24 protein-coding genes are annotated in these 26,445 nt (G+C 44.1%); 20 read left to right on the top strand and 4 right to left on the bottom strand.

Going from position 1 to position 26,445, the window contains the following annotated elements; genetic code table 11:
* The first annotated feature begins 208 nt into the window (after positions 1 to 208).
* Positions 209 to 1,540, top strand: coding sequence for a LysM peptidoglycan-binding domain-containing protein (locus QFZ80_RS25500; protein WP_307561744.1), 1,332 nt, complete (start codon positions 209 to 211; stop codon positions 1,538 to 1,540).
* 72 nt (positions 1,541 to 1,612) lie between these two features.
* Here the strand turns inward: QFZ80_RS25500 and sigW are convergent, their stop codons facing one another.
* Positions 1,613 to 2,224 carry an RNA polymerase sigma factor SigW gene (gene sigW / locus QFZ80_RS25495; protein WP_060648579.1) on the bottom strand — a complete coding sequence of 204 codons (612 nt, stop codon included), beginning with the start codon at positions 2,222 to 2,224 and terminating at the stop codon, positions 1,613 to 1,615.
* A 700-nt stretch (positions 2,225 to 2,924) separates the two neighbouring features.
* Here sigW and QFZ80_RS25490 point away from each other — a divergent pair.
* The 8 genes from QFZ80_RS25490 to yajC all read left to right on the top strand — a co-directional run bounded on the left by QFZ80_RS25490 (position 2,925) and on the right by yajC (position 11,297).
* Positions 2,925 to 3,605 carry a BofC C-terminal domain-containing protein gene (locus QFZ80_RS25490; protein WP_307553249.1) on the top strand — a complete coding sequence of 227 codons (681 nt, stop codon included), beginning with the start codon at positions 2,925 to 2,927 and terminating at the stop codon, positions 3,603 to 3,605.
* A 124-nt stretch (positions 3,606 to 3,729) separates the two neighbouring features.
* Entirely contained in the window at positions 3,730 to 4,233 is a 504-nt protein-coding gene (gene ruvC / locus QFZ80_RS25485) for a crossover junction endodeoxyribonuclease RuvC (RefSeq protein WP_057306137.1), read from the top strand.
* Positions 4,230 to 4,859 carry a Holliday junction branch migration protein RuvA gene (gene ruvA, locus QFZ80_RS25480; RefSeq protein WP_307561742.1) on the top strand — a complete coding sequence of 210 codons (630 nt, stop codon included), beginning with the start codon at positions 4,230 to 4,232 and terminating at the stop codon, positions 4,857 to 4,859. The genes ruvC and ruvA overlap by 4 nt, the downstream gene beginning before the upstream one ends.
* A gap of 117 nt (positions 4,860 to 4,976) precedes the next feature.
* The gene (ruvB, locus tag QFZ80_RS25475; protein ID WP_307553251.1) at positions 4,977 to 5,984 is read left to right on the top strand and encodes a Holliday junction branch migration DNA helicase RuvB; all 1,008 of its coding nucleotides are present in this window, start codon (positions 4,977 to 4,979) and stop codon (positions 5,982 to 5,984) included.
* 510 nt (positions 5,985 to 6,494) lie between these two features.
* Positions 6,495 to 8,693: a SpoIID/LytB domain-containing protein gene (locus QFZ80_RS25470; RefSeq protein ID WP_307553252.1), complete on the top strand. Its 2,199-nt coding sequence runs from the start codon at positions 6,495 to 6,497 to the stop codon at positions 8,691 to 8,693.
* Between the two features lie 9 nt (positions 8,694 to 8,702).
* Entirely contained in the window at positions 8,703 to 9,788 is a 1,086-nt protein-coding gene (gene queA, locus QFZ80_RS25465; RefSeq protein WP_307561740.1) for a tRNA preQ1(34) S-adenosylmethionine ribosyltransferase-isomerase QueA, read from the top strand.
* A 42-nt stretch (positions 9,789 to 9,830) separates the two neighbouring features.
* The gene (tgt, locus tag QFZ80_RS25460; protein WP_307553254.1) at positions 9,831 to 10,970 is read left to right on the top strand and encodes a tRNA guanosine(34) transglycosylase Tgt; all 1,140 of its coding nucleotides are present in this window, start codon (positions 9,831 to 9,833) and stop codon (positions 10,968 to 10,970) included.
* Positions 10,971 to 10,985: 15 nt separating this feature from the next.
* Positions 10,986 to 11,297 (top strand): preprotein translocase subunit YajC, encoded by a 312-nt coding sequence (gene yajC, locus QFZ80_RS25455; protein WP_307553255.1) that lies wholly within the window; start codon positions 10,986 to 10,988, stop codon positions 11,295 to 11,297.
* Positions 11,298 to 11,368: 71 nt separating this feature from the next.
* Here yajC and QFZ80_RS25450 read toward each other — a convergent pair whose 3' ends face one another.
* Both QFZ80_RS25450 and QFZ80_RS25445 read right to left on the bottom strand, forming a co-directional pair.
* Entirely contained in the window at positions 11,369 to 12,205 is an 837-nt protein-coding gene (locus QFZ80_RS25450; protein WP_307553256.1) for a phosphatase PAP2 family protein, read from the bottom strand.
* Between the two features lie 95 nt (positions 12,206 to 12,300).
* A complete protein-coding gene (locus QFZ80_RS25445; protein WP_307555965.1) occupies positions 12,301 to 12,681 on the bottom strand; it encodes a TIGR04086 family membrane protein in 381 nt (126 codons plus the stop codon).
* A 108-nt stretch (positions 12,682 to 12,789) separates the two neighbouring features.
* On the opposite strand from QFZ80_RS25445, the gene QFZ80_RS25440 reads away from it, so the two are divergent.
* Together QFZ80_RS25440 and QFZ80_RS25435 are read left to right on the top strand one after the other, a co-directional pair.
* Positions 12,790 to 14,130 carry an ArsB/NhaD family transporter gene (locus tag QFZ80_RS25440; protein ID WP_307561738.1) on the top strand — a complete coding sequence of 447 codons (1,341 nt, stop codon included), beginning with the start codon at positions 12,790 to 12,792 and terminating at the stop codon, positions 14,128 to 14,130.
* Positions 14,131 to 14,239: 109 nt separating this feature from the next.
* On the top strand, positions 14,240 to 14,920 hold the full coding sequence (locus tag QFZ80_RS25435) for a DUF421 domain-containing protein (RefSeq protein ID WP_307553259.1): 681 nt from the start codon (positions 14,240 to 14,242) through the stop codon (positions 14,918 to 14,920).
* Between the two features lie 8 nt (positions 14,921 to 14,928).
* On the opposite strand, the gene spoVB is transcribed toward QFZ80_RS25435, so the two are convergent.
* Positions 14,929 to 16,494, bottom strand: coding sequence for a stage V sporulation protein B (spoVB, locus tag QFZ80_RS25430; RefSeq protein ID WP_307553260.1), 1,566 nt, complete (start codon positions 16,492 to 16,494; stop codon positions 14,929 to 14,931).
* Positions 16,495 to 16,659: 165 nt separating this feature from the next.
* On the opposite strand from spoVB, the gene QFZ80_RS25425 reads away from it, so the two are divergent.
* The 9 genes from QFZ80_RS25425 to QFZ80_RS25385 all read left to right on the top strand — a co-directional run bounded on the left by QFZ80_RS25425 (position 16,660) and on the right by QFZ80_RS25385 (position 26,399).
* A complete protein-coding gene (locus QFZ80_RS25425) occupies positions 16,660 to 17,010 on the top strand; it encodes a post-transcriptional regulator (protein ID WP_307561736.1) in 351 nt (116 codons plus the stop codon).
* 100 nt (positions 17,011 to 17,110) lie between these two features.
* Complete coding sequence (gene secD / locus QFZ80_RS25420) at positions 17,111 to 18,343, top strand: protein translocase subunit SecD (protein ID WP_307555967.1); 1,233 nt, start codon at positions 17,111 to 17,113, stop codon at positions 18,341 to 18,343.
* The gene (gene secF / locus QFZ80_RS25415) at positions 18,333 to 19,259 is read left to right on the top strand and encodes a protein translocase subunit SecF (RefSeq protein ID WP_307553262.1); all 927 of its coding nucleotides are present in this window, start codon (positions 18,333 to 18,335) and stop codon (positions 19,257 to 19,259) included. The genes secD and secF overlap by 11 nt, the downstream gene beginning before the upstream one ends.
* 65 nt (positions 19,260 to 19,324) lie before the next feature.
* Positions 19,325 to 20,278: a cation diffusion facilitator family transporter gene (locus tag QFZ80_RS25410; RefSeq protein WP_307561734.1), complete on the top strand. Its 954-nt coding sequence runs from the start codon at positions 19,325 to 19,327 to the stop codon at positions 20,276 to 20,278.
* A 66-nt stretch (positions 20,279 to 20,344) separates the two neighbouring features.
* Positions 20,345 to 22,792, top strand: coding sequence for a single-stranded-DNA-specific exonuclease RecJ (gene recJ / locus QFZ80_RS25405; protein ID WP_307561732.1), 2,448 nt, complete (start codon positions 20,345 to 20,347; stop codon positions 22,790 to 22,792).
* A complete protein-coding gene (locus QFZ80_RS25400; RefSeq protein ID WP_307553265.1) occupies positions 22,789 to 23,301 on the top strand; it encodes an adenine phosphoribosyltransferase in 513 nt (170 codons plus the stop codon). Before recJ ends, QFZ80_RS25400 begins: the two co-directional genes overlap by 4 nt.
* A 188-nt stretch (positions 23,302 to 23,489) precedes the next feature.
* Positions 23,490 to 25,676 carry a RelA/SpoT family protein gene (locus QFZ80_RS25395; RefSeq protein WP_307561729.1) on the top strand — a complete coding sequence of 729 codons (2,187 nt, stop codon included), beginning with the start codon at positions 23,490 to 23,492 and terminating at the stop codon, positions 25,674 to 25,676.
* 34 nt (positions 25,677 to 25,710) lie between these two features.
* Positions 25,711 to 26,151: a D-aminoacyl-tRNA deacylase gene (gene dtd, locus QFZ80_RS25390; protein ID WP_307553266.1), complete on the top strand. Its 441-nt coding sequence runs from the start codon at positions 25,711 to 25,713 to the stop codon at positions 26,149 to 26,151.
* Positions 26,152 to 26,225: 74 nt separating this feature from the next.
* The gene (locus QFZ80_RS25385) at positions 26,226 to 26,399 is read left to right on the top strand and encodes a hypothetical protein (protein ID WP_154669611.1); all 174 of its coding nucleotides are present in this window, start codon (positions 26,226 to 26,228) and stop codon (positions 26,397 to 26,399) included.
* Positions 26,400 to 26,445: the final 46 nt, after the last annotated feature.

The raw sequence follows: 26,445 nt of genomic DNA, 5'->3' as shown, positions 1-26,445 counted from the left end.
TTACGCGAGGGATTTTTTTTGTCCAAAAGGGGCAAAAGCCTAGGAACCTGCATAAACTGTAATATCATTGTGACTAAGCGAATGCTTACGAAGCAAGTTTTCTTGCGAGAACTCGAGATTATGCTTACAAAGGCAAGATTTCTAACGAAAACTCGAGTTTATGCTTACGAAGTAAGTTTTCTAACGAAAACTCTAAGGAGGTATGGTGTTGAAAATCCACATTGTCAAAAAGGGCGATACCCTGTACGAGCTTGCAAAAAAATATCAAACCACATTGGACCAAGTCATCGCGCTTAACCCGCAAATTGAACAACCGGATCATCTTGACGTCGGTATGAAGGTGAAAATACCTTCCAAACCGAAGCCAGTAGATCCACCTGCTTCAGATTACGTCTATAAACATGTTGTCCAGCAGGGAGATAGCTTATGGAAGCTTGGTAAGGCTTGGGATGTATCCCTTCAAGAGATGATTAAAGCGAATCCACATCTGAAGAACCCCAATGTACTTATGACAGGAGAAATTGTATATGTGCCCAAGATGCATCATGAGCAGGTAGGAATTAAGCCATTATCGATGTCTAAACCATCAACAGAGCCATTTGCGCAAGTCCCATCAGCTCAGCCATGGGCTGTTGCAGATTCATATCAGCAACCATTTATGCCTATTGCAGAAGAACCGATAAGTCAAATGCCGTCAGTGCCATCAGCGCCGTCAGCGCCCTATGTAGAATCAATGCCGTTGGCTGAGCAACCGTTCGTACCTTCGCCAATGGCATCTGCGCCAGTCATTCCTACACCTGAGCCTGGGGTTATTGGTCTCAATGCACCTTACGAGCAGCAAGCGGTTCATCCTTTCCAGCAGTTTCACATTAAAGCGACTGAGGTATTTTCCTATCCAGGTTCCGAGCAACAAGAAGTGCCAACATATCCAGCTTATTCACCGTATCAGCAGTCACCATATGAACAATTTCCACATCATGCAGAGCAAACCTCCTATCCAATGAGTCATGATGGTTGTGGCTGCGGAGGCCAATCGATGATCGAACAGCCGTGGACGACATTCCCGGCGGGTTATCCAACCGGAACAGTTGAAAGTCCGTGGGATGGTTATCAGCATGGCTTTCCTACAATTCCTGGGATATATCCACCAGCTTCTCCCTATGACATGCAACAGACTGCACATAATCCGTATGACTACCAGCAGGCTCCTTATGACATGCAACAGACTGCACATAATCCATATGACTACCAGCAGGCTCCTTATGGTATTCCTTATGCAGGAGCTCATTACCAAGCTCCTTATGAGTCGCCTCTTATGCCGCAAGTCCATACGCATGAGCTTGCGAAAGAGACTGATACAGAAGAAATCGTTGAAATTGACATCCGTTCTGATAAAAAGGCAGATCGGTCAAGCAGCGACAGTTCTTCAAAAAAAGTGAAATTGTCAGGTACAGGAGCACTCAATGCTTTCTTGAAACGGCAGCAGAGGGCTTCTGAAAAGCAGGATGCTAAGCAAAACGCACCTTGGATTAATTTCTGAAAATGAAGAAGAAGCCTCCTAAACCACAGGATTTGTGGATTAGGAGGCTTCTTAGTTTCGTTATGCTAAGGATTAGGCAATCATACCCAATGTGAAAAAGGTCATTAAACCGACAACAAAATTCATACCCCATTTTTTGCGAAGCAGTTCACGTCCGCGATGTAAACGAGTTTTCACTGTTGTAATCGGTAAGTTCAGTTTATCGCTTATTTCCTGAAGGGAGAGCTCTTCCAGATAGTATAACGTAATGATACTTCTATATTTGTCAGCTAATTTATTAATGGATGTATGCATATGCTCTTGAACTTCTGTTTGGAGAACAACGTGCTCAGGAGACTGATCTTGACTTGCAAGCTTACTGTAGTAGCTGTAATCATCGTCATAATCGTTCAACTCGGCATCTAAGGATTGAACAGGCCTTTTTTTGCGCAGCAAGTCAATGGCGACATTTTTACCAATTCGATAAATCCAAGTAGAGAAGTTCTGGCTTTCATCAAAGTGGTTTAAGTTCAAATAAACACGAATGAATGTTTCTTGAACAATGTCCTCTGAATCAGGCCTGTTATGCAGCATACGAAAAGCAAGTTTCTGTATTTTGTTACGGTATAACTCGACTAGCTCCACGAAAGCGTTGCGGTCGCCCCGTCTGGATAATTGAATTAATTGAAGTTCTGCCACATTCATGCTGTTCCCCTCCTAATATAGGGATCTTTGAGCTTGCTCAAAGTCTCTCTGCTTTGGGATCTTTGAGCTTGCTCAAAGTCTCTCTGCTTTGGGATCTTTGAGCTTGCTCAAAGTCTCTCTGCTTTGGGATCTTTGAGCTTGCTCAAAGTCTCTCTGCTTTGGGATCTTTGAGCTTGCTCAAAGTCTCTCTGCTTTGGGATCTTTGAGCTTGCTCAAAGTCTCTCCGTTTATAGTTTTCGCAAGAAAACTGGTATCGTAAGCTTTGCATTTGCCTTTTCAAATATATATCGGTTTCCCTGGATAGTATGAGAATATTTCATCTACTTCTGACTATATCATTTCTGTGGCTACAGTCAAATTATAAAGCTAGGGAGAGCTCATTTTATATCCATTTGTTACATAATTCATGGATGTTTGGTGACTTTTCTGAGATGGAGATGGATATGAGGCTGAGGTTGACCGCGGTGAGGTTACACCTGATTCATTTTTTTGTGCTTCATTCCAAATAGCGACTGCCCCCCATAACAGGACTACTCCTATAATTAGGAGTGTTGTACGTTTGATTCGTTTTCTACCGTTCATGATAAGGGCTTCACCGTCCGTCTTGATTGGTTTCATACTCTCCCTCTATGGTAAATGATGTATAGTGTCTCATGCAAATGGAAACAATACGGAAAAACGAGAATAGAAGGGGATATCGGTGAATGTACGACAACTTTTGAAGCATTTGAAAAGAAAGCTGCGTTGGAAACGTAGTTGGTTGACCTTAGGAATGTTCTTTGCCGTCGTTGTGGTTAGCTATATATTATATGCAACTGGGAGCCTTCTAAGTGCTGGTGATAGCCCCAGCGGAGTCGTTAGATCGACCTTTGCTGGACTTACACCGGTGGACGATCAACGTCTTCAAGAAGCAACGACAACGTTGAAAAGTATAACGGATAGCAGGGAGAGCTATTTGCTTAAGACATATGTTTGTGGCGAGGAGCGCAGTCAGTTGGGCTTGCAGACCCCTCAAGAATTATTGAAAATGCAAATGAAGCACCCTAATTGGTTGCTGAGTATAGGTGCGAATGGAGATGTCACCTTTACCGAGAGTATCGATGATTTATCGCCGGCATGCAAGGAAAAGGCGGTATTCGGCATCGATGGCAGCAGCAATCTGTCCCTATTTAATGGAACCCCAGCCAAGGATAATGTGATTCGAACATTTTTTCAATTGAACATTAAGCATTTAGAAAGTAGTCTGCCACGCGAAACGGTGGAGCAGCTCCATGAAGGGATCCGAGTCACTGATTTGGAGGAGTATAATAGCGTATTATCAACTTTCAGCGATTATGCCATGCCGCCCCAAGAGACTGAACGGGCTATGACAAGACCATAATTAAGTGATAGTAGAATGAAGAGGTAGATCGGGAGGTTCCTGAGTCTATCTCTTTTTTTTGTTATCTGCTATAATGAAATGACTACATATGTTCGCTTTTTTTTAAGATGGGAGAGAAATTACAGTGCGTATTCTAGGTATTGATCCGGGGATCGCGATTGTTGGTTTTGGCTTTATTGATAAGATCGGAAGTAAGCTCATTCCTGTGCAGTATGGTTCAATTCAAACCGAAGCACATACGGACCCTGGGATCAGGCTGAAAGATGTCTATGATGCTACGACGCAATTAATAGAGAAGTATAAACCGGACGCGATGTCGATAGAGAAATTGTTCTTTAATCGGAATGTAACGACGGCATTTACAGTAGGACAAGCGCGGGGCGTCATGATTCTTGCAGGTGTTCAGGCTGGGTTGTCGATTGCTGAATATACACCGCTTCAAGTCAAACAATCCGTTGTTGGCTACGGGAAAGCTGAGAAACACCAAGTACAGGAAATGGTCAAAATATTACTAAAACTGTCCCAAGTGCCTAAGCCTGATGATGTGGCTGATGCACTTGCTATTGCTATTTGCCATGCGCATTCTTCTGCTTTGCAATCTAGGATAAATGAGGTCAGGAAAAGATGATAGATTTCTTAAGAGGGAAAGTTGCTGCACGCGAGAGCGACTTTGTGGTACTGGATGTAAATGGCGTAGGTTATCGTGTGTTTTGTCCGAATCCCTATGCACTGCCGCATAAGGAAGATGAAGCTGTCACGATGTTCATTCATTATCATGTACGTGAAGATGCTCATTTGCTATTCGGCTTTATTTCAAGGGATGAACAGTCCTTGTTCCGCTTATTGCTCGATGTATCGGGTATTGGACCAAAGGTTGCGCTGGGCATTCTTGCTGCGGGCGGAAGACCAGAGGCTGTGATTCTAGCAATTAGCCAGGAGAATCTAGCTTTCCTGACAAAGCTCCCTGGCATCGGAAAGAAAACAGCACAGCGGATTATATTGGATCTGAAGGACAAATTGGGTTCGGTGAGCTTCTCAAGTCCGGAAGCTGCGGTAGCTTTAAGCGTGGTTGGATCAGCGCAGCTGAGCGATGGCGGTCATGCCTGGAGTGAAGCGAAGGAAGCGTTGATGACGCTTGGCTACACGGAAGCTGAAGCTGATCGTGCTTGGTTGCAAGTGAAGCCAAAAGCGAATCCGTCTGATTCTGTTGATGTGTTGATGAAGCTTGCGCTGCAAGCTTTGTATACGATGTAGTGGAAGTGGATTGGGCATGACTTAGCCAGTGCTTACGAAGTCAGTTTTGCTAAAGCAAAACTCAGCGAATGCTTACGAAGTCAGTTTTGCTTTAGCAAAACTCTTAGGAGGATCAACATGGACAATGACCGGATTATATCGGCTAATTTAATGATGGAGGACAACACGATTGAGTACAGCCTACGTCCTCGTTATTTGGCCGAATATATCGGCCAGAAGCAGGCGAAGGAGAACCTCAAGATCTATATTGAAGCTGCCAAGCAGCGTAAGGAAGCGCTTGATCATGTGCTGCTGTATGGGCCGCCTGGCCTCGGCAAAACAACGCTGTCCAACATCATCGCCAACGAGCTTGGCGTGAACATAAGAACGACCTCCGGCCCTGCGATTGAGCGGCCGGGCGATTTAGCTGCCATCCTGACGAATTTGCAGGAGGGTGATGTGCTTTTCATCGACGAAATTCACCGCCTCCACCGTACGGTGGAAGAGGTGCTGTATCCGGCGATGGAGGACTTTGCCCTTGATATTATCATCGGCAAGGGGCCCAGCGCACGCTCGGTGCGTCTAGACTTGCCGGCGTTTACCTTGATCGGCGCTACGACACGCGTCGGACTGCTTTCTGCGCCGCTGCGCGACCGTTTTGGGGTCGTCAGTCGGCTGGAGTTTTATACGGTGGAGGAGCTCACCTACATCGTCAGCCGAACGGCCGACATCCTACAGGTCGGCATCGTCGGTGAAGCCGCGCGCGAGATCGGCATGCGCTCGCGGGGAACACCGCGAATCGCGAACCGCTTGCTGAAGCGGGTGCGCGACTTCGCGCAAGTGAAGGGCGATGGCATTATCACGCTGGACATCGCCAAAGAGTCACTCAAGCTCATACAGGTCGATGACCTTGGACTTGATGAGATTGATCATAAGATGCTGCGCGCCATCATTCAAAGCTTCCAAGGCGGCCCAGTAGGGCTCGAAACGATTGCCGCCACCATCGGCGAAGAGAGTCAGACGATCGAAGACGTCTACGAGCCGTATTTGCTGCAAATTGGATTCTTGCAGCGTACCCCTAGAGGCCGGATGGTAACGCCTCAGGCCTATCATCATTTAGGTTTACCGGTGCCGGAACAACGGTAATTCGTGATCTTTTGCCGCAGCTGAAAGGCGGGCAAAAGATTTTTTTTGTTTCAACTGAGTTTTGTTTTCGCTAGAGATTGTTCTTTCGTCGAGCTTACTGAGCAAGAAAGGTTATTGTTCCAGTCGAGCTTGCAGAGCAAGAAAGCTTTTTGCACTTTTTACAATTTGAAGGGTGTGTGAGAGGGAATCTCTGAAGCTCGAGCACAATTTATTTCATTGTTGTACTTTCTGCAACAATTTAGGGGTTTAAATGGTTTTACTCAGCGATTGTTATACAAAGTACAACAGTTTAAGTCCACATCTGCCAATTTGATCTTCAGCAGTAGAATTGTTGTATTTTTTACCATGAGGAGGAGTATGGGGGAAATCCGTTGTTTTGACATGTTACGCTTGATGCAGCAATGAATCTACGATGTTTTTTGCCTATATTAAATTCTATCAAACAAAACTTCTTCCAATTTCTAGAGTCTAATGTAGTAGAATGCTGCGAAAGAAAGGAAATTGTGTCGAATGAATTGGAGAAATAAGCTGCTTACCCCTAAGAGAATAGCTTTATTAACGATGGCTGCTTTGACCTTTGGAACATTCCCTGCGCTGGTGCCCCATGCAAATGCAGAGGGGATCAAACATTTGGATCAGATTCGTGTTGCACTTTTGATAGATTCAACCAAATATAGAAAAGTAGAACCGGTAGTAACCCTTACTGCGTCTGGCGGTCTGGATATTGCTGTACGTAATTCAGCGGGGACTGCTGCTAAACCGTGGGTCTCGATTCCGGATGCTTCGATTCGACTATCAATTGATCAGTATAGTGTAATTATGCTCGAAACGATAGATTACCTAGCAGCCAAGGCCTTGAATGCTAAATTAGCTGCGATGCCCGAAGATAGCTATGTGTTAAGTAGAGTGAAACAAGGAAGAACGGTATACCAAGTTTATTACGGCAGCTTCCCCTCTAAGGAAGAAGCCGAAGGTGCTGCAGCGCAAGCACTTAAAGATACAACCGTTTCGGCGTTAACGAAATTGGCTCCTCCTGTAGTTAAAGGTCCACTGCATTGGAGTGCGGGTACGTATGCTGATGAGGCGGCTGCTCTGCAGCAATTGCTTATATTTAACCAAGCAGGACTCGAAGCAGATATTGCGCTGCAAGAAGATGCGGAAGGTAAACTAACCTATAGCGTATGGGTAGGTAATGAAGCTGCTGGAGGACAGTTAGAGGCAGTGAAGCAAGCAGCGTTACGCGCAGCTCCTAACTTGGCTTTACAACCTGTGAATACGAAATCATCCTATTTGATTCGCAGATCGGATGTGACGGCTTCCACGAATGGCTCCGCTTCGGTACTTCATTATGCCGCGGCAGCAGGTGATCAAAAGACGGTAATCCATCCGAAGAGTCAGGGAATTGCCATCAAGGAGCGGGCTAACCTTAGTTACCGCGGAGATATGGAGATAAGTACCTATCATGGTAGGTTAGCTTTAGTGAATGAAGTTCCGATGGAGCAATATTTATATGCTGTCTTAGGCTCTGAGCTTAGTTCTAGTTGGCCAACAGAAGCGTTGAAGGCACAAGCTGTAGCTGCTCGTACGTTTGCAATCAAACAGGGAAATAAGTATGAGATTGCACAAGTCACGGATACAACGTTAGATCAGGTTTACTATGGAATACAAAAGGAATTTGCAGCAGGAATACAAGCTGTTGATGCGACGAAAGACGAAGTATTATCAGATAAAAATGGTCTGATATCGCCTGTGTTTTCTTCGAATTCAGGCGGGATGACTGCGGATCCCTCTGAAGTATGGGGGAATCCATTAACTTATTTGCGTAGTGTGCCAAGTCCGGATGATGGTGCTGAAAAAGGGAAGGCGATCTGGTATCGTATTCAATTAACCGATGGTCGCACGGGCTACGTACACAGCATGTATCTCAAAGACAGTGGTCAGAAGGGTAAAGAGGGCGCCTCCTACTACGAGGCCACGGAACAAGGTGTAAATGTCCGTACGGCACCTTATGTAGATAATGCTGCTAATCCTTCGATTGCTCAGCTTTCCAATAAAGAGAAAGTATTAGTGTTGGGCCAAGAAAAAGAATCGAATGCCTATTCTTGGATTAGAGGTCCTTACACAGGTAATGAGATTAAAAGTAAATTAGCGGCAGCCAATGTAGTTGTAAGCGGAGATTTGCAATCACTTGAAATATCGAAGCGAGGACCTTCAGGGAGGGTGACCGAACTGAAAGCGAACGGTGTTGTGGTGAAGGTGCCTTATCCTGATGCTTTACGTGCGGCACTTGGGGGATTACCCAGCACCCGGTTTGAAATTGTACAAGCAGGAAGTTATACTGGTAATACCCCAGATCCTATTGGCCTAACGATTGCTGGTGCAGGAAGTAGTGAGACAAGTAGTGCTGGCTCTGATTCGGTCTATGTGCTGTCTGGTGGTCAATCACAGCCTACAGCCTTGAAGATAACCGATTTAACGGCTCTTGGCACAGCGGGACAGTCGAAACCGACGTCTTCGTTGGTACCCCCTGTGACCCCTCCTAATCCACAAACGGCAGGTCAAGGCAATCAGTTCATTTTCCGTGGAACAGGCTTTGGACACGGACTTGGCATGTCTCAATGGGGTGCAAGAGGCTATGCCGAATTAGGCTACGATTATAAGAAAATACTTCAGTCTTATTATGCTGGAGTCAACATAACTAAGGAATGAATACATAACATGGATGTACAAGCTTTCGATTTTGAACTACCTGAATCGTTGATTGCCCAGACGCCGCTGCTTAATCGAACAGCGTCTAGACTGCTTACGTTGAACAAACAATCAGGTGAGATTAGTCACCGGACTTTTGAACAGCTAATTGATTATGTAGAAGCCGGGGATTTACTCGTGATGAATGACACGCGAGTCATTCCAGCACGGCTTTTTGGTGCGAAGAAAGACACCGGCGCCAAAGTGGAGATTTTGCTCCTGAAGCCCCTAGGTGAGGATCGTTGGGAAGCCTTGGTAAAGCCAGGGAAACGCATGCAATTAGGGGCAGTAGCGGTTTTCGGCGTGAACGGCAACACAACCAGTGGAGAACAACCTCTGTTAACAGCGGAAGTTGTGGAAGTTGGAGATATGGGTGGTCGTGTCCTCCAGTTTAGTTATATAGGCATTTTCAATGAGATTCTAGACCGGTTGGGCGAGATGCCGCTTCCTCCCTATATTAAGGAGCAGTTGTCAGAGCGGGAACGCTATCAGACGGTATATGCAAGGCATGAAGGCTCAGCTGCTGCACCAACGGCAGGGCTGCACTTTACCGAAGCTTACTTGGATAAACTTCAAGCCAAAGGTGTTCGTCTTGCATTTGTTACCCTACATGTAGGGCTCGGGACATTCCGTCCTGTATCTGTGGACACGATTGAAGAACACCATATGCACGAGGAGTATTACATACTGTCATCTGAAACGGCAGCACTAATTAACGAAACCAAAATGAATGGTAAGCGTGTGATTGCCGTGGGGACTACATCAGCTCGTACGTTAGAAACTGCAGCTGGCTTGAGTCGCAAGCAAGCAGGTAACGATGCTGTCGAACAATTAGTTATTCAGCCTTCACAGGGCTGGACTTCAATTTTTATTTATCCGGGGTATACATTCGGTGTGGTGGATGCCTTGTTAACGAATTTCCACTTACCTAAGTCAACCCTGCTTATGCTTATTAGCGCATTAGCTGGGCGAACGAATGTGTTGCAAGCTTATAAAGAAGCTGTCCGCGAGCAATATCGTTTTTTTAGTTTTGGAGATGCTATGTTAATTTACTAAGTTCAATTATCAGAAAGACGATTAGAATAGGAAGTGGATGTATTGGCAGCAGCAGTTACTTATGAACCAATCAAAACATGTAAACAATCCGGAGCACGTCTTGGACGCGTTCACACCCCTCACGGTGTCATTGAAACGCCAGCTTTCATGCCAGTTGGCACACAGGCAACGGTAAAAACGATGAGCCCTGAGGAATTGAAGACGATGGATGCTCATATTATTTTAAGTAATACTTATCATCTCTTCATCAGACCGGGTCATGATATAGTGAAAGCCGCTGGTGGTTTGCACAAATTCATGAATTGGGACCGACCTATTTTGACAGACAGCGGCGGGTTCCAAGTATTCAGTCTAAGTAACATGCGTAAGATTACGGAAGAAGGCGTACAGTTTAAATCCCACTTGAATGGGGACAAGCTTTTTCTCTCCCCGGAGAAGGCAATGGAAATTCAGAATGCACTTGGTTCAGATATTATGATGGCTTTTGACGAATGTCCTCCTTTTCCCGCAGAGTATGAATATGTGAAGAAATCACTTGAGCGTACGACGCGGTGGGCCGAGCGTTGTCTGCAAAGTCATAGCAGACCGAATGATCAGGGATTGTTCGCCATCATTCAAGGAGGCATGCACGAAGATCTTCGTAAGATGAGTGCCGAGCAGTTGACTTCCATGGATTTCCCGGGGTATGCTATTGGTGGACTGAGTGTTGGAGAACCTAAGCATTTGATGTATGAAGTGCTTGATTACACAACACCTCTTATGCCTGCGAACAAACCTCGCTATCTGATGGGCGTAGGTTCCCCAGATGCATTAATTGAAGGCTCTATCCGCGGTATCGATATGTTCGATTGCGTACTGCCAACAAGGATAGCCAGGAATGGGACTTGTATGACTAGCGAAGGCCGGCTTGTTATCCGTAATGCTAAGCATGCGACTGACTTTGGTCCGTTGGATCCCAAATGTTCTTGTTATACCTGTACGAACTACAGCCGAGCTTATATTCGTCATTTAATTAAAGCGGATGAGACCTTCGGAATCAGATTGACCACAATTCATAACCTTCACTTTCTACTACAGCTTATGCGAGAAGTCAGAGAAGCTATAAAGGAAGATCGTTTACTTGATTTCCGCGATGACTTCTTTGCAGCTTATGGGCTGAATGATAATGAAAGAGGATTCTAAGAGAGGAGGATACCTATGTTTCTATTGGCTGAAGGAGCTGCCGACACAGGTGCGGTAGGATATTTGTATACATACGGGCCATTAGTGCTCATGTTCGTAGTTCTCTACTTCCTACTTATTCGTCCACAGCAAAAAAGACAGAAAACACGTAGTCAAATGCTTGGAGGATTGAAAAAAGGGGATAAGGTCGTTACGATTGGCGGGCTTCACGGAACGATTATGGAAATCACGGACGACATTTGTGTACTTCGTGTTAACGATGCGACGAAAATGACATTTGATCGTTCTGCTGTCAATGCTGTTTCTCAAACTGCAGCAAAGGAATAAAATAAAAAGCGAGATCCTTCAATCAGGTTCTCGCTTTTTATTTGACTTTTTACAAAGATATAAGACAGGTATTATAGTTCATTATTCTTTAATCGCTTAAGCAGAGCTTGTTCGCCAAGAACGAGACGGCCATCGGAAATACGTAAGCCTACTCTAGCTGCTACAACACCAAGCACAACACCGGCACACATATCAGATAACCAGTGGATACCTAGATAAAAGATCGTGAAGATGATGAATGCCGAAGAACAAGGCACGAATATTTTCCAAAACGTATTGCGACTCTTCACTGCAATTACAGCCATCGAAACCGAGATCGATGTGTGTAAGCTTGGAAAACAATTATCAAGTCCAGAAAGTGGGCGATAGTCTTGTTCAAAAGTTGGGAATACATCGAGAATCAACAGCTTAACAGTAGGATGAAACGACCATACTTCGTTGACTGGGAAAAACAGATAGAATGGAATGGCAATCATATAGTTGAACATGAGTGCGTAACAAATGGCGTAAAAGAGTCTATAATTTTTCTGGTACGTATAAAGTGCAATCGATGTTATCATTACAGCGGGAAAAACGACCACATAAAAATAGCTGCTAATTAAAGTCAACGTATCATTATGGAAAAAGTGCTGAATGGATGCAACGAAGTTACCTTCAATGCTATAGATCGATTTGGTGAAATCCGCTTTTATATCGATCTCTTTTTCAACCCACATCTCGACTTTATTAAAAAAAAGTATGGTAATCAGTGCAACAAAGTGAAGGACATACTTACGAGAGGTAAATATTTCTTGAACAAAGCTTCCGGCAATATTAAATGGATTCTTTCGTGTCGCAGCGATCAGGAAAATAAAGATAGTAATAACTATATAGACTGTAGCATGCGTCATAGATTGAAAAGGGCTCATGGTGTTTTCCCCCTAATATTGGAAATTATTTGTGGCAATAACTATGATATTATACCACAATCTAAGGGGGAAAGTGATATCTTCACGGAAACGTCTTATTTTTGCGTGTTAACGCCGAGTATTCCGCCCAATGCTCCTGACACGAATAGAATGCTAAGTAATTGAAGGGATTGAAGATTTAAACCGGCATCGAAAGCAAGAAAACCAACCAAAAAAATGAGGATAAAATAGACAAAGCCAACAATACCCCCGTGATACCAGCCGCGGTTTCCAGCTCTTTTGCCTGAAACCCAGCCTCCAATAAATAGAGAAACTGCATGAATAATCGTAGTTAACATATGCAGAGAGCTTTCTTGTGTGCTGGTTAAAAGTAGAAATAAGGACGTCACTATTGTTCCAATTGTCATCATACTTAATGAATAAACAAGTCCGGAAAATAAAGGAGACGTTATTCGAACCTGACTGACCGTTTTCATAGGGTTCACAGGCCACCAATCCTTTCGTATATTCGTTCGTTTCATTAACATCATTGTATGGCCAAGCACATAGAATTAGTACAGACTGTTCTAGGGAAGGGGATAATTATGACGGAATTTTCTCAAGGTCCAGTTTTATGGCAAGCTATCATTGCCTTGATCATTTTTGCCGCGGCTTATGTTTGTATCTTGATTGAGAAATGGGATCGGATGTATACAGCATTAGGTGGAGCCCTTCTGATGATAATGTTGGGGATTGTTCCTCTTGGCAAGGCAGTTACAAGTTACGCAAACTGGCATGTTCTTTTACTTATCACAAGCTTATTTATTATTTCTGGCGTTTTTCAGAAAACAGGAATTATCGCTTATTCGGCAAGTCATATCCTACGAAAGTTTCGATTACAGCCAATTACGGTTCTACTAAGTTTGTCAGTCCTTTCAGCGATAGTATCAGCGCTTTTGGATGGTTTGCTAGCTATAGCCGTGCTTGTACCCATTTTGCTGAAGACGACAAAAATGATGAAATTATCTCCAGTTCCTTTTCTGATTAGCATCCTCTTATCGGTGAATATTGGTGGAGCTGCAACGCTCATGGGGAATTTGCCTAACCGAATGATTGGAGCTGCAGAGAATATATCAACAGGGGAGATGCTAATAAAGCTCGGGCCTCTTGTAATCATCTTGTTAGCCATTGTATATCTCGTGATATGGTTGATTTACGGGAAGAAGATGATTGTAGCAGAATCATATAAAAGAGAGCTGCTTACTTTACAACCCGCCTCTAATTTGGCTTCAGATCGAGGATTTCTTGTTGGGAGCTGTTTAATCATCGGACTTACGTTGTTAGCTTTGTTACTTCAAGGCGTACTAGGATGGAAAGCTTCGTACATTGCTGCATGTGGGGCAGTAACCTTATTGGCATTAAATTACAAAGAACTATTCCAATTGGTGAAACGTAGAGACTATCTTTCCATATGGCAAGGCTTGAGAGAGACACAATTGCTCTTTTTCTTTGGATTATTCATCATGATCGGTGGTTTAACGTATGCCGGAATTACCGGATTTATTGCAGTGAGAGGTTTAGAAATCAGTCAAGGAAACATTCCCTTCTTATCCATCCTTCTGTTATGGCTTACCGGCTTTGGCTCTGCCATGATGGACTACATTCCTTATACGGCTGCCATGATTCCAGTCGTCAAGCATATGGGTAGCATGCTGCCAAGTGCAGCCGACATCACAACAATTACATCATTATGGTGGTCTTTAATCGTTGGAACTGCCATTGGCAGCGGGGTCACTCTTCTAAGTTCTATGACTAGCATGTATGCGGCCGCTCTTTCTGATCAGGAGGGGGGAGGGCTAACACAACGCGGATATTTTATCGTGGCCGCTCCGATTTCTTTGCTTTTATTCATAGCAGCTACAATTTATTTCAAGTTATTTCTGTAGGAATTGCCAACAATTGAATACGTAAATTCTGCATGATGAAGTGCATGAGCGGTCAGAATACCATTGAACTCCGAGAACAAGCAAGAGCTTAGATCAGGGGAGGCTAACAATGGATATTCTGACCATTTTTTTACGTACCGTGCTGATCTACTTTGTCGTTTTTCTCATGTTAAGGCTCATGGGAAAACGTGAAATTGGTAAACTTTCGCTGTTTGATCTTGTGATCTCGATTATGATTGCAGAAATTGCGGTCTTTGTTCTTGAAGATTCCAGCAAACCACTTATGGATGGGCTTGTCCCAATGGCAACGCTGGTACTTATTCAAATCTTCATTGCGTTTATTACATTAAAAAGTAGAACCGTTCGAATTCTCTTTGACGGAAGGCCGAGCGTCTTAATCAACAAGGGAATGATTGACCGAGAGGAAATGAAGAAGCATCGATATAATTTAGATGATTTGATGCTGCAGCTAAGACAAAATAAGATTATGAATGTGGCAGATGTGGAGTTCGCGGTGTTAGAACCTTCGGGGAAATTAAGTGTAGTGGAAAGAGAAGTAAAAGAGACAGCTGAAGTCAATGATGGAGTGAAGGGTGCGATTCGCTATGAAGGACTTCCGCTGCCTCTCATTATGGATGGTAAAGTGCAGGATGCGAATTTGGAGAAAATAGGGAAAACCAGATTTTGGCTGAAAAATCAACTCCAAGTTAAAGGAGCCCGTGATTTTAAAGAAGTGTTTTATTGCTCCATTGATCATAGAGGGCGAATGTTTTTGGATCGTAAAAGATAAGCTGCTCATCAGCGTATGATTTTTTTGCCCATGTTCATAAGCCGGCTTATATCCTTTAAGCTAATTAGACGAAATAGAGTGATGAACACTAAATATACGATAAACCCTATGACAAAAGAGGTTACAAAACGAAGCCAATCGGTTGATGTCCAAGACGTATACATGATGAAGTAGCTGCAAAGCCCGGAAAGCGCCATAGCTGCCCCGATTTTACCGAAATCACTGCCTTCCATGCGGAATTTCAACAGGCGTACAACACTATTCCAATGCAGAAGCGTTACCAAGACGATATTCACATTAATGGCGAAAACAGCTCCGTGAATACCCATTTCCGGCTTGCTGGCTAGCCAATATATGAGAATAAGCTTAACAGATGAGCCAATCAAGGTGTTGATTAAAGCGGATCCTGGCTTGTTCAAAGCCTGTAAGGCGGACTGTAACGGAGCTTGAAAATAAATAAATATGGCGATAGGAGCCATCATTTTCAGCATGACTCCTACTTCAGGTTGATTGTACATATATGTACAGATCGGTTCTGCAAGAACGAACATAAGGACAGCAAATGGAGCACCAGTTACTAAAGCCAGCTTTAAGGATTGATGCAGCCGCATGTGAATGGTTTTGATATCTTTGCGGGCGGCTGCTTCGCTTAAGGAGGGAACGAGAGAGACCGACAATGACATCGTAAGTGCGCTAGGCAGAAGTATAATAGGGATAATCATCCCTTGTAAGGCGCCGTATTGGGCTGTTGCCAATGAAGTTGAGATACCCGCAATAGCTAGACTTTGTGCAATCAGAATGGATTCCAGCAGATAGGAGCTTGCCCCAATCAATTTACTTCCTGTTATAGGGATTGAAATTCGCATAATTCTACGAAAATTAGAAAGTCTGCCATTCGTTTTATTCGTTCCAATTTGCGCAATAGGGGCTTTAGGAGATGTTTTCTTGTCGTACTTGAAATGGATGGCTAAGACGACTAGGCCGCCAATTTCTCCCGCTAGGACACCCGTCATCGCACCAGCTGCTGCATATTCGATCCCATAGGGGATCATTACATACGAACAAACGAGAACCATGACAATACGGATGAGTGTCTCCATAATTTGAGAAGTAGCGGTAGGGATCATATTCTGTCTTCCCTGAAAATAGCCGCGATAAACAGCGGAGATACCGATGATCGGGATCATTGGACTCATACAAAGGAACGTGTAGTAAACTCGTGAGTCTGTTAATAAATGAGATGTAATCCACGAAGCTCCTACGACACAAGCGATCGTAAATACGACACTGAGACTGATGGTAATAGCTAACGAGATTTTTAGAATGCTGCGTATTCTCGTTTCGTTGTGTTCAGCCTCTGCTTCTGCTATCAACTTGGCAATCGCAACAGGTATCCCGCCTGTTATAATAGTTAAGATAACGGACAAGAATGGCCAACCCATATGATAAATACCGATACCTTCAGCACCGATGACACGTGGTAAAGTAATCCTAGGTATAAAGCCAAGAATACGGTTCAAAATGCCTGCGGCTAACAGGATCATCGTGCCTCTAATAAACGACTGCTTGGTCACTGCCATTCCCTCTTCCGATACGTGTCATATCCTATGACTATGCGAGGGTTGGCCAAGCTCATGCTAACATTTTGTGGACAGGTCACAGTTTGGCAGGAAAATGGTGGATGAATATCGAATTATTCTAATGAGTAAAGGTAAATCACACCTTAGGAGGTTCTCCCAATGAACGGAGAAGATAACGATCAAGTACCTCATCATCCTGAGGACAAGAAGAATGAACAGGTAGAGGCTAGCGAGACAGCATCCATTGACTCTGAGGAAGAACAGGTTTCCCTTACTGATCTGGAACTTAATGAGCTTATCGAAAGCTTATGTTTAAGCAAAGTTGAAGAATTTGTTATGCTTGGCTACGAGCACGTGAGTGGTAAAGATATATGGGATTGCGTTAGCGACAAATACCGCAAAACGGGTGTCCCTTCGCTTCATCAAATCGTAAATGACATTTTGTCGCTCAAATCAACGGCGTTCATGAACTGGATGACGATTAGTATGTATAAAGGAGCCCAATTCTAAGAATGGGCTTATTTTTTCATGAAACGACTTAAATTGACTCGATTTTCAGACCTGAGTATAATAGGCATATTGAGTATGGAAGGGAGACAAGCAAGAGATGGTGGATTGGAAAAGAATATCGTTCTTTATTCTAACGGTTGTTGTTGTTCTCGGAGCGATCGGAGCAACAAGCCCTAGTCTAGTAGATCGAATTAAGCTTGGATTGGATTTAAAAGGCGGGTTTGAAATTTTGTACACCGCAGAGCCCTTGGCAGCTGGTCAACCGCTTACAAAGGAGACGCTTTCTGAAGCGGCAGAAAGCCTTGCCAAACGTGCTGACTCATTTGGTGTAGCCGAACCTGAGGTTTATCCGGAAGGATCAGATCGCATTCGTGTACGTCTTGCGGGTGTTGAAAATGAGGAAGAAGTCAGAAGCTTATTATCCAAGCCTGCTGTTCTTACCTTTAGAGGTCCGGATGGAACGGTTTATATGAACGGAACTGATTTTGTTGAGAACGCTGCTAAAGTTAGCTACGATCCGAATACGAATCAACCGATTGTTGAAATCAAGATGAAGAGCAGAGAGAAGTTTAAAGAAGTTACGACCAAGCTTACTGGTAGTACGTTATCCATTTATTTGGATGAAAAACTGGAATCTTCAGCCTCAGTGAATTTTCCGATTGATAGTGACTCTGCTATCATTACTCAAACAAGTGTTGCGGGAGCAACTACTGTAGCGAAAATGATTAACTTGGGGGCTATGCCGTTAAAATTAACAGAGAAATATATTCAGCGTGTGGATGCCACTTTAGGTAAAGCATCGCTGCATCAAACAGCTAGAGCTGGTTTGATTGCTTCGATCTTAATCTTCATCTTCATGGTAGCGTATTACCGTGCACCGGGTGTAGTGGCTGCCTTTACACTGATTACTTATGTATGGGTACTATTGGCAATATTCGACTTTATGGATGCAACACTAACGCTGCCAGGTATTGCGGCCCTCGTCTTAGGAGCGGGTATGGCGGTCGATGCGAACATTATTACTTATGAAAGAATTCGTGAGGAAATACGTGCCGGCAAGAGCATTCTTTCATCATTGAAATCAGGTTCGAAACATTCTTTCCGTACAATTATGGATGCTAACGTAACGAATTTGATTGCTGGTATAGTTCTGTACTACGTCGGAAACGGCGCAATTCGCGGATTCGCGGTTATTACGATGATGAGTATTATTATCAGTATCTTAACGAACGTATTGTTCTCCAGATGGCTGCTGCATCTTATCATACGGGGCAACTTGCTGAAAAAGCCAAGTTATTTCGGTGTGAAGGAGGCAGATATCCGTGGGCTTTAAGAAACAGTATGATTTTGTGAAAAATCGCAATAAGTATTTCATTATTTCGATTGCACTTCTTGCTATTGGTCTGTTCGTTATGCTGTTTTCTGGCATGAATTTCGGCGTTGATTTCAAAGCAGGAACAAATATTGATCTTGTCGTTGGCAAACAACTAGACAGTGCCAAGGTTGAAGAAATATTGCATACTCTTCAAACGAATGGCGATGTAAAATCGAACTTTGCGGATCCAACAATCGGCGGTAATAACAGTGATCGTGTCTCCATCCGATTCGATGATGTTTTGAATGATGAGACGGTTGATAAGATCCAAAAAGCATTCGCAACGGCTTATGGTTCTGAGGTTTCCAAAGAAATCAACACAGTTGATCCACAATTAGCGAAGGAACTATTGCTTAAAGCGGTTTATGCCATTGCCATTTCCAGCGTTTTGATTTGTTTGTATGTCAGTATTCGTTTCGAATGGCGCTTTGCCTTAGCAGCGATTATTGCCATACTTCATGATGCTTTTATGGTTATCGCTATGTTTGCGATTTTCCGCTTTGAAGTAAACTTACCGTTTCTAGCGGCAGTTTTGACCACAATTGGTTATTCTATCAATGATAAAATCGTTATTTTTGACCGTATTCGTGAAAATCTGCGATTTGCTAAAATCAAAACGGACGAAGATCTCGTTGCGTTGGTCAACGATAGTATCTGGCAAACGATGGCGCGTAATGTCAATACCGTATTAGTCGTATTGTTAGCCGCAGGGTGTATATATATATTCGGTAGTGAGTCCATTAAACTTTTCGCACTTGCGAAATTAATCGGTCTAACAAGTGGAGCTTATTCGTCTATTTTCATAGCATGTTCAATTTGGTATTTATTGAAAAGAAACTCTTTGCGTAGTTCTAAAAAGAAAGCTGCAGCGTAATAACCATAATAACCGGCCGCGTGAATGTTGCGCGGCCTTTGTATCCGTTCAGGGGGAGTGTCCACGTGAATGACGAGCGTTTTCAAAAGACAGAACTCACTGTCTGGGTAGGTATTTCCGGCAATTTAGCTCTTGCCTGTCTCAAGGTTATTGTTGGGTTTATGTCGCAGAGTAAAGCACTTCTCGCTGACGCGGTACATTCAGCCTCTGAGGCAGTAAGTTCATCTTCTGCATTAATTAAACGAAGAACAGCAGAAGCGGCGCCTCAAGAAGCAAATCCTAATCGTCAAGATAAGAAGGTATCTATCACATCTATTTTGCTGTCGATCGTTATTCTAGTCCTGGGTGTTGAACTGGGCATCTCTACCATCAAATCCATATGGGTTGACGTAGAGCATGCTCCTAAGGTATACGCACTTGTTGCAATTGGGATTTCGCTCTTGGTAAAAGAGATTATGTTTCAATATACATACAGGATGGGAAAGCGTTTAGAATCTCAGGAATTAATTGCTAATAGCTGGGGTCACCGTTCCGATATATACTCTTCTATTGTAGCTCTCATTGGTGTGTTAGGAGCTTTAATGGGCAATTACCTAAACCTATCTTTTCTTTATTATTTGGATTCACTTGCGGGATTATTTATATCTCTCATGGTGCTGAAGATGGGGTATTCGTTACTTAAAGAAGCCTTACATACAAAAATCGATTATGTCCTGCTGCAGGAAGATGCTGCAGAACTGATTGCTGCCGTACAGATGATAAAAGGTGTAATAACCGTCGATGACTTGCAGGCAAGGGAACATGGCCATTATGTCGTTGTTGATATCAAAATTAGCGTAAATCCAAGGGTATCTGTATGGGAAGGGCATGAAGTCTCCAAAAAGATCAAGCAGCAGTTGATGAAACGATTCCATCATATTTCTGATGTTTTTGTTCAGGTAAGCCCCTATGATGCAGGATATCCTTACAAAAATAATACGGATACCGAGTTAAATGAAGTTCCATCCGTTATTCACTAAATAGCGCTAAAATTATGTTTACGAAGAAAGTTTTCCATACGGAAAACTCTAAGGAGGACACACCGAGTGCTAGCACCGAAGGCAAGATGGAGCATAGGAAATGCGGATGAAATGCTCGTTGAAACATTTGTGCGCGAGCTGCAGATAGACCCGCTCGTTGCCAGGATGCTTGTTCTTCGAGATATACGCACCGTGCCAGATGCTGAACAATTCTTGCATGGCGGAGTCCACTATTATTATGACCCGTATCTGCTTGACGGGATGCTCCCAGCTGTAGAACGGATCCGAAAAGCTCTTCAGAATGATGAATTCATACGTGTATATGGTGATTACGATGCCGATGGTGTAAGCAGCACCTCATTGATGGCTCATTTGTTAAAAGGCCTAGGCGCTCGTTTCGATACGTATATCCCTCATCGCATTCGAGAAGGCTATGGGCTAAATCGCTCTGCGATCGAATTAGCCAAAGAACAAGGCGTCACGCTATTAATCACGGTTGACACAGGCATTAGTGCTGTTCAGGAAATAGCCTATTGTCAGGAAATAGGCCTAGATGTTATCGTAACGGATCATCATGAGCCACCTGAGATACTGCCTCAAGCTTTAGCTGTCATTAATCCAAAGAAGCCAGGTTGCCCTTACCCTTATAAACACCTTGCAGGCGTTGGCGTTGCTTTTAAATTGGCTCATGCCATACTTGATCGATTGCCTGAAGAACTGTTGGAGTTTGCAGCGCTTGGTACGGTTGCAGATTTAATGCCTCTCACGGGGGAGAATCGTTTAATTGTGAAGCAGGGACTGCTGCGTATGCAGGATTCTACCTACGCAGGATTTCGTTCACTTATTGGTGTATCCGGGATTGATAATAAGGAAGTGACCGCATCTCACATTGGTTTCTCGCTAGCACCAAGAATTAATGCAAGCGGCCGATTGGAAGCCGCAGATATTGCTGTGAAGCTGCTGACAACATCGGATGAGAAAGAAGCGGAGCAAATTGCCTTTGAACTGGATATGCTGAATAAAGAACGTCAACTTATTGTAGAAGAAATGGTGAAAGAAGCTTTTGTTCTAGCCGAGCAGCAGCAAGCCAAAGGTTTAGATAAAGTGATAGTTGTCGCTAAGGAACAGTGGAACGTCGGTGTTGTCGGTATTGTTGCATCCAAGATCGTAGAGAGATTTTACCGTCCGACCTTAGTGCTTAGCATTGATCCACAGACGGGTATGGCCAAAGGTTCTGCTCGCTCGATTGCCGGCTTTGATTTACACAAAGCGCTGACGGCTTGTGAAGAGATGCTTGACCACTATGGTGGCCATCAAGCGGCTGCGGGTATGAGTTTGAATAGCAGCCATCTGGAGGCATTCACTCATAAGCTGAATGAACTAGCAGCTGCTGCACTAACGGAACAGGATTTCATTCCACTTCTGAAAGCAGATGCGGCGTGCAGCTTGTCAGATGTTCCGATTGCAAGTATTGAGCAGTTAGAGAAGCTCGCGCCATTCGGAATGGGTAATCCTGCGCCGAGGTTCATGTTCACCGATTTATCGCTCGGCGATATCCGGACGATGGGCAAGGAGAAACAGCATCTCAAGCTAGCTCTCTCCCAGATGAAGGAAGAAGTAAGCTGCTCAGTGGAAGCTGTCGGTTTCGGCAAAGGAAGCTTGGCTGGTCTGATCGCACCTGCTGCTAAGGTAGATGTGCTTGGAGAGCTTTCAATCAACGAGTGGAACGGTGTGAGGAAGCCTCAAATCATGATGCAGGATCTTCGTATAACGCATATGCAGCTGTTTGATTGGCGTGGAGCGGGACAATTGAGCACAAAGCTTAGCGTACTTCAGAACACGATTGCTGCGGGGAATGGTAACCGCACACTCACTCCAGCTATCGTTCTATTTGATGAAGCAGATGCAGCCTTATTCACTTCAACTGCGTTTCAGTTAGGTGGCTCAGTGCCCTACTGGATTGTTCAAGATAGCGAACAATTACGACCGGGGAACGAATCAGCCCGTCAATTTGGATTTGCTAACATGCAGGATATTATCTTGTACACGATCCCACGCAGCGTTGCAAGCTTGCAGAGTGTGCTTCATCAAGCCTGTGGAATGATGCGCTGTTATCCAGTATTTGCAGAGTTAGGGCCTGACAGCGGCAGTACGCTGCCATCTCGAGACATGTTTAAAATGCTGTATGGCACTTTGCAAAAAGAAGGATCGCTGAATGTTCAGGATGTACGATTAATGACCTCGTTTAGTAAACGATCGGGTCTTTCTCCAGCAATGATTCAATTTATTTTATCCGTTTTTGAAGAACTTGGTTTTGTTGAGAAACAAGGCGGCCTAGTTAAACTACATGCGTCACCGGCTAAGAGAGATCTAACAGCATCCCGCTTGTATCAACATAGATTGCATCGCCAGGAAGTTGAATCCATTGTCATGTACTCCTCAGCCAAAGAGCTGGAGGAATGGATAGCCGATCAAATAAAAAAAGAAAATCACATTTTGGAGGAAATTATATGAATTTCAAAGAACACATTCGCGTTATCCCGGATTTTCCACAACCAGGCATTCGTTTCAAGGACATCACAACGTTACTGCAAAATGGACCGGTTTATAGAGAAGCTATCGATCAGATGAAAGCATTAATTAAAGAGAAACAAATCGATGTTATTGCGGGTCCTGAAGCACGCGGCTTCGTCATTGGCGCTCCGCTCGCTTATTCACTTGGATTAGGCTTTATTCCGATTCGTAAGAGTGGTAAATTGCCTGGCGAGACGATTGAGGCTGACTATGCTCTTGAATATGGCAAGGATAAATTAGCCATGCATAAAGATGCTATTCAACCAGGTCAAAAGGTACTGATTGCGGATGATTTGCTTGCAACAGGTGGAACGATTCAAACATCGATCGACCTGATTAAGCAGCTTGGCGGAGAAGTTGTAGGGGCTGCGTTCTTGATCGAGTTATCCTATTTAGACGGTAGAAGTAAGTTTAATGGGATTGACGTCGTTTCCTTAGTTCAATATTAAGTAAAATTAAGAATCGAATGTTCGTGTTCGATTCTTTTTTATACAATGAAAGCTAATATTTCAGGAATACTTTCAGTGAATGGGTAGAAAATGCTGCTTTTTGTCGAATGCATGGTGTGAACAGTTGACGTGGAGCCTGCCTTGCAGGCATAATGAATAAAAATCGATTAAAGGGAATGGGTAGATGCATGGGTATAGAGCAGCTGCTGGAGAAGGCCGCCACCTATCTGAAAGAGAATGATTTGCAGAGGATTCGGGAGGCCTATGAATTCGCGGATGAAGCCCATCATGGCCAAGTACGCAAATCAGGTGAGCCCTATATTCTGCATCCACTCGCTGTTGCAGATATATTGGTGAACATGCAGATGGATGTCACATCCATCATTGCTGCGCTTCTGCACGATGTCGTTGAAGATACAACAGTTTCACTGGAAACTGTTCTAGATAAATTCGGGAAAACTTGCGCGATGCTAGTGGATGGCTTGACGAAGTTGGAACGGATCAAGTTCAAGTCCAAAGAGGAGCAGCAGAACGAGAACTATCGTAAAATGTTTGTTGCCATGGCGCAGGATATTCGCGTCATTCTGATTAAATTGGCGGATCGTTTGCACAATATGCGCACATTGAAGTACCAATCCGAAGAGAGCCAGCGCCGTATTGCGGAGGAAACGCTGGAGATCTTCTGTCCGATTGCGCATCGACTCGGTATTTCCACGATTAAGTGGGAAATGGAGGATATTGCTCTTCGTTATTTGAATCCGCAGCAGTATTACCGGATCGTTAACCTCATGCAGAAGAAGCGTACAGAGCGTGAGCAATATATCGAGGACGTTATTCACAGCATTAAAGAAAAGCTCGAAGAAATGGGCATTCAGGGAGATATTTCCGGAAGACCTAAGCACCTTTACAGTATTTATAAAAAAATGAGCTCCCGCGGCAAGCAATTCAATGAGATTTACGATCTCATGGCACTTCGTGTTATTGTCGATGGTATCAAGGACTGCTACGCTTCTTTAGGTATTATTCATACTTTGTGGAAACCAATGCCTGGACGCTTCAAAGATTATATTGCGATGCCAAAGCCGAATATGTATCAATCTTTACACACGACGGTGATTGGTCCTAAGGGAGAACCGTTAGAAGTACAGATTCGCACATGGGAGATGCATAGGACGTCAGAGTTCGGTATCGCTGCGCATTGGGCCTACAAAGAAGGCGGTTCAGTTGTACCTTCGGGCACTTTTGAGGACAAAATGAGCTGGTTCCGTGAAATTCTGGAGCTGCAGCACGAGACCAATGACGCCTCCGAATTTATGGAATCCATGAAGATGGATTTCTTCTCAGATCTTGTTTTCGTCTTTACGCCAAAAGGAGAAGTAATCGAGCTTCCTGCCGGTTCTGTACCTCTGGATTTTGCTTATCGGATTCACACTGAAGTCGGCAATCGCACAATTGGTGCCAAAGTAAATTCCCGGATCGTTCCCTTGGACCACAAGTTGAAAACCGGGGATATTATTGAAATTCTAACTTCTAAGCACTCTTACGGACCTAGTCAGGATTGGATTAAAATCGCGCAGTCCTCCCATGCTCGAAGTAAGATCAAGCAGTGGTTTAAGAAAGAGAAGCGCGAAGAGAACGTCGAAAAAGGGAAAGACATGATTGAGCGCGAGCTCAAACGATTGGCGATCGATCCACCGACATTGATGAGCGACGATAAAATGCTTGAAGCCGCGAAGAAGTTTAATTTTAGCGATATTGAAGATATGCTGTCAGCCGTCGGCTTTGGCGGTATTACAGCTGCACAAATATGTACGAAGTTAACGGAGAAGCTGCGTAAGGAAGCTGAAGAAGCACAGGTGCTGAAGCTTACTAGTGAGGTCAAGGAGGTCAAGGCTCCGACTTCATCCGAGCGCAAAAGCCGTCCAACTAACGGTGTACGTGTCAAAGGCGTCGATAATTTGCTTGTTCGCTTCGCTCGCTGCTGTAATCCGGTACCTGGCGATCTGATAATTGGGTACATCACTAGAGGGCGCGGCGTGTCCGTGCATCGTTCTGATTGTACGAACATACCTTCAAGTATGGGGGAAGAGGAACGGGTCATTGAGGTCGATTGGGCCGAAGCTGTCGAATCCAATTTTAATGTAGAGATTGAAATCACAGGTCATGACCGCCGCGGCTTCTTAAATGAAGTACTGCAAGCTGTTTCAGAAAGTAAAACGATGATTTCCGCTGTATCCGGTCGATCAGATAAGAACAAGATGGCTACAATTCATATGACCATTTTAATCAAAAATATTGACCATCTGCAGTCCGTTGTTGAGAAAATTAAACGTGTCAAAGATGTTTATTCCGTTCAGCGTATTATGCAAAGCTAGCCGATGTTATAAAGGTAAGGAGATTCCACAGGCAATGAGAGTAGTTGTTCAACGTTGTAAGCGTGCCAAAGTAACTGTCAATGATACAACCATTGGTCGTATTGAACTGGGCTTGATGCTGCTAGTCGGAATTACCCATGATGATACAGAGCAGGATGCGAAGTACCTGGCGGATAAAGTGGCTGGGCTGCGTATTTTTGAAGATGAAACCGGTAAAATGAATCTTTCTGTCTTGGAGACGGGAGGACAAATTTTATCCGTTTCGCAGTTTACTTTGTATGGGGATTGCCGTAAAGGGAAACGGCCTAATTTCATGTCGGCGGCAAGACCAGAGCTTGCTGAGCCGCTTTATGATAAGTTTAATGAGCTGCTAAGTTCCCTAGGCATACAAGTGGAAACGGGTGCTTTTGGCGAAATGATGGATGTATCATTGACGAATTGGGGACCAGTTACGTTGGTTATTGATAGCAAATAGGTTGCTCCGAAGGATAATAAGCTAGCTGACTGGTTATACTTAATCTGTATAGACTAGCGGTTAGGAGCACCCAGATGCGTCAATCGATCAAACACAGAGCCATGACGGCACCGGAGCAGCAACTGCTCCATACCACACTTGCTGAGCGGATGAGTCAAGCACCTGCGCTAGCTGATGTAGAAATTAGTGCAGAATTCACATCCGAGCAAGAAAAGATGAAAAGCATTCCCAAAAAATCCTATCGGTAACCATAAAGCCACGCGTGCTGCTCGTTCAGCTATGCGCGGCTTTATT

It is taken from the genome of Paenibacillus sp. V4I7 (genome assembly GCF_030817275.1).
In the GTDB taxonomy this organism is placed as follows: Bacteria; Bacillota; Bacilli; order Paenibacillales; family NBRC-103111; genus Paenibacillus_E.
The sequence above is the reverse complement of the archived record's forward strand: the minus strand, read 5'-3'. Positions and strand labels throughout refer to the sequence as shown.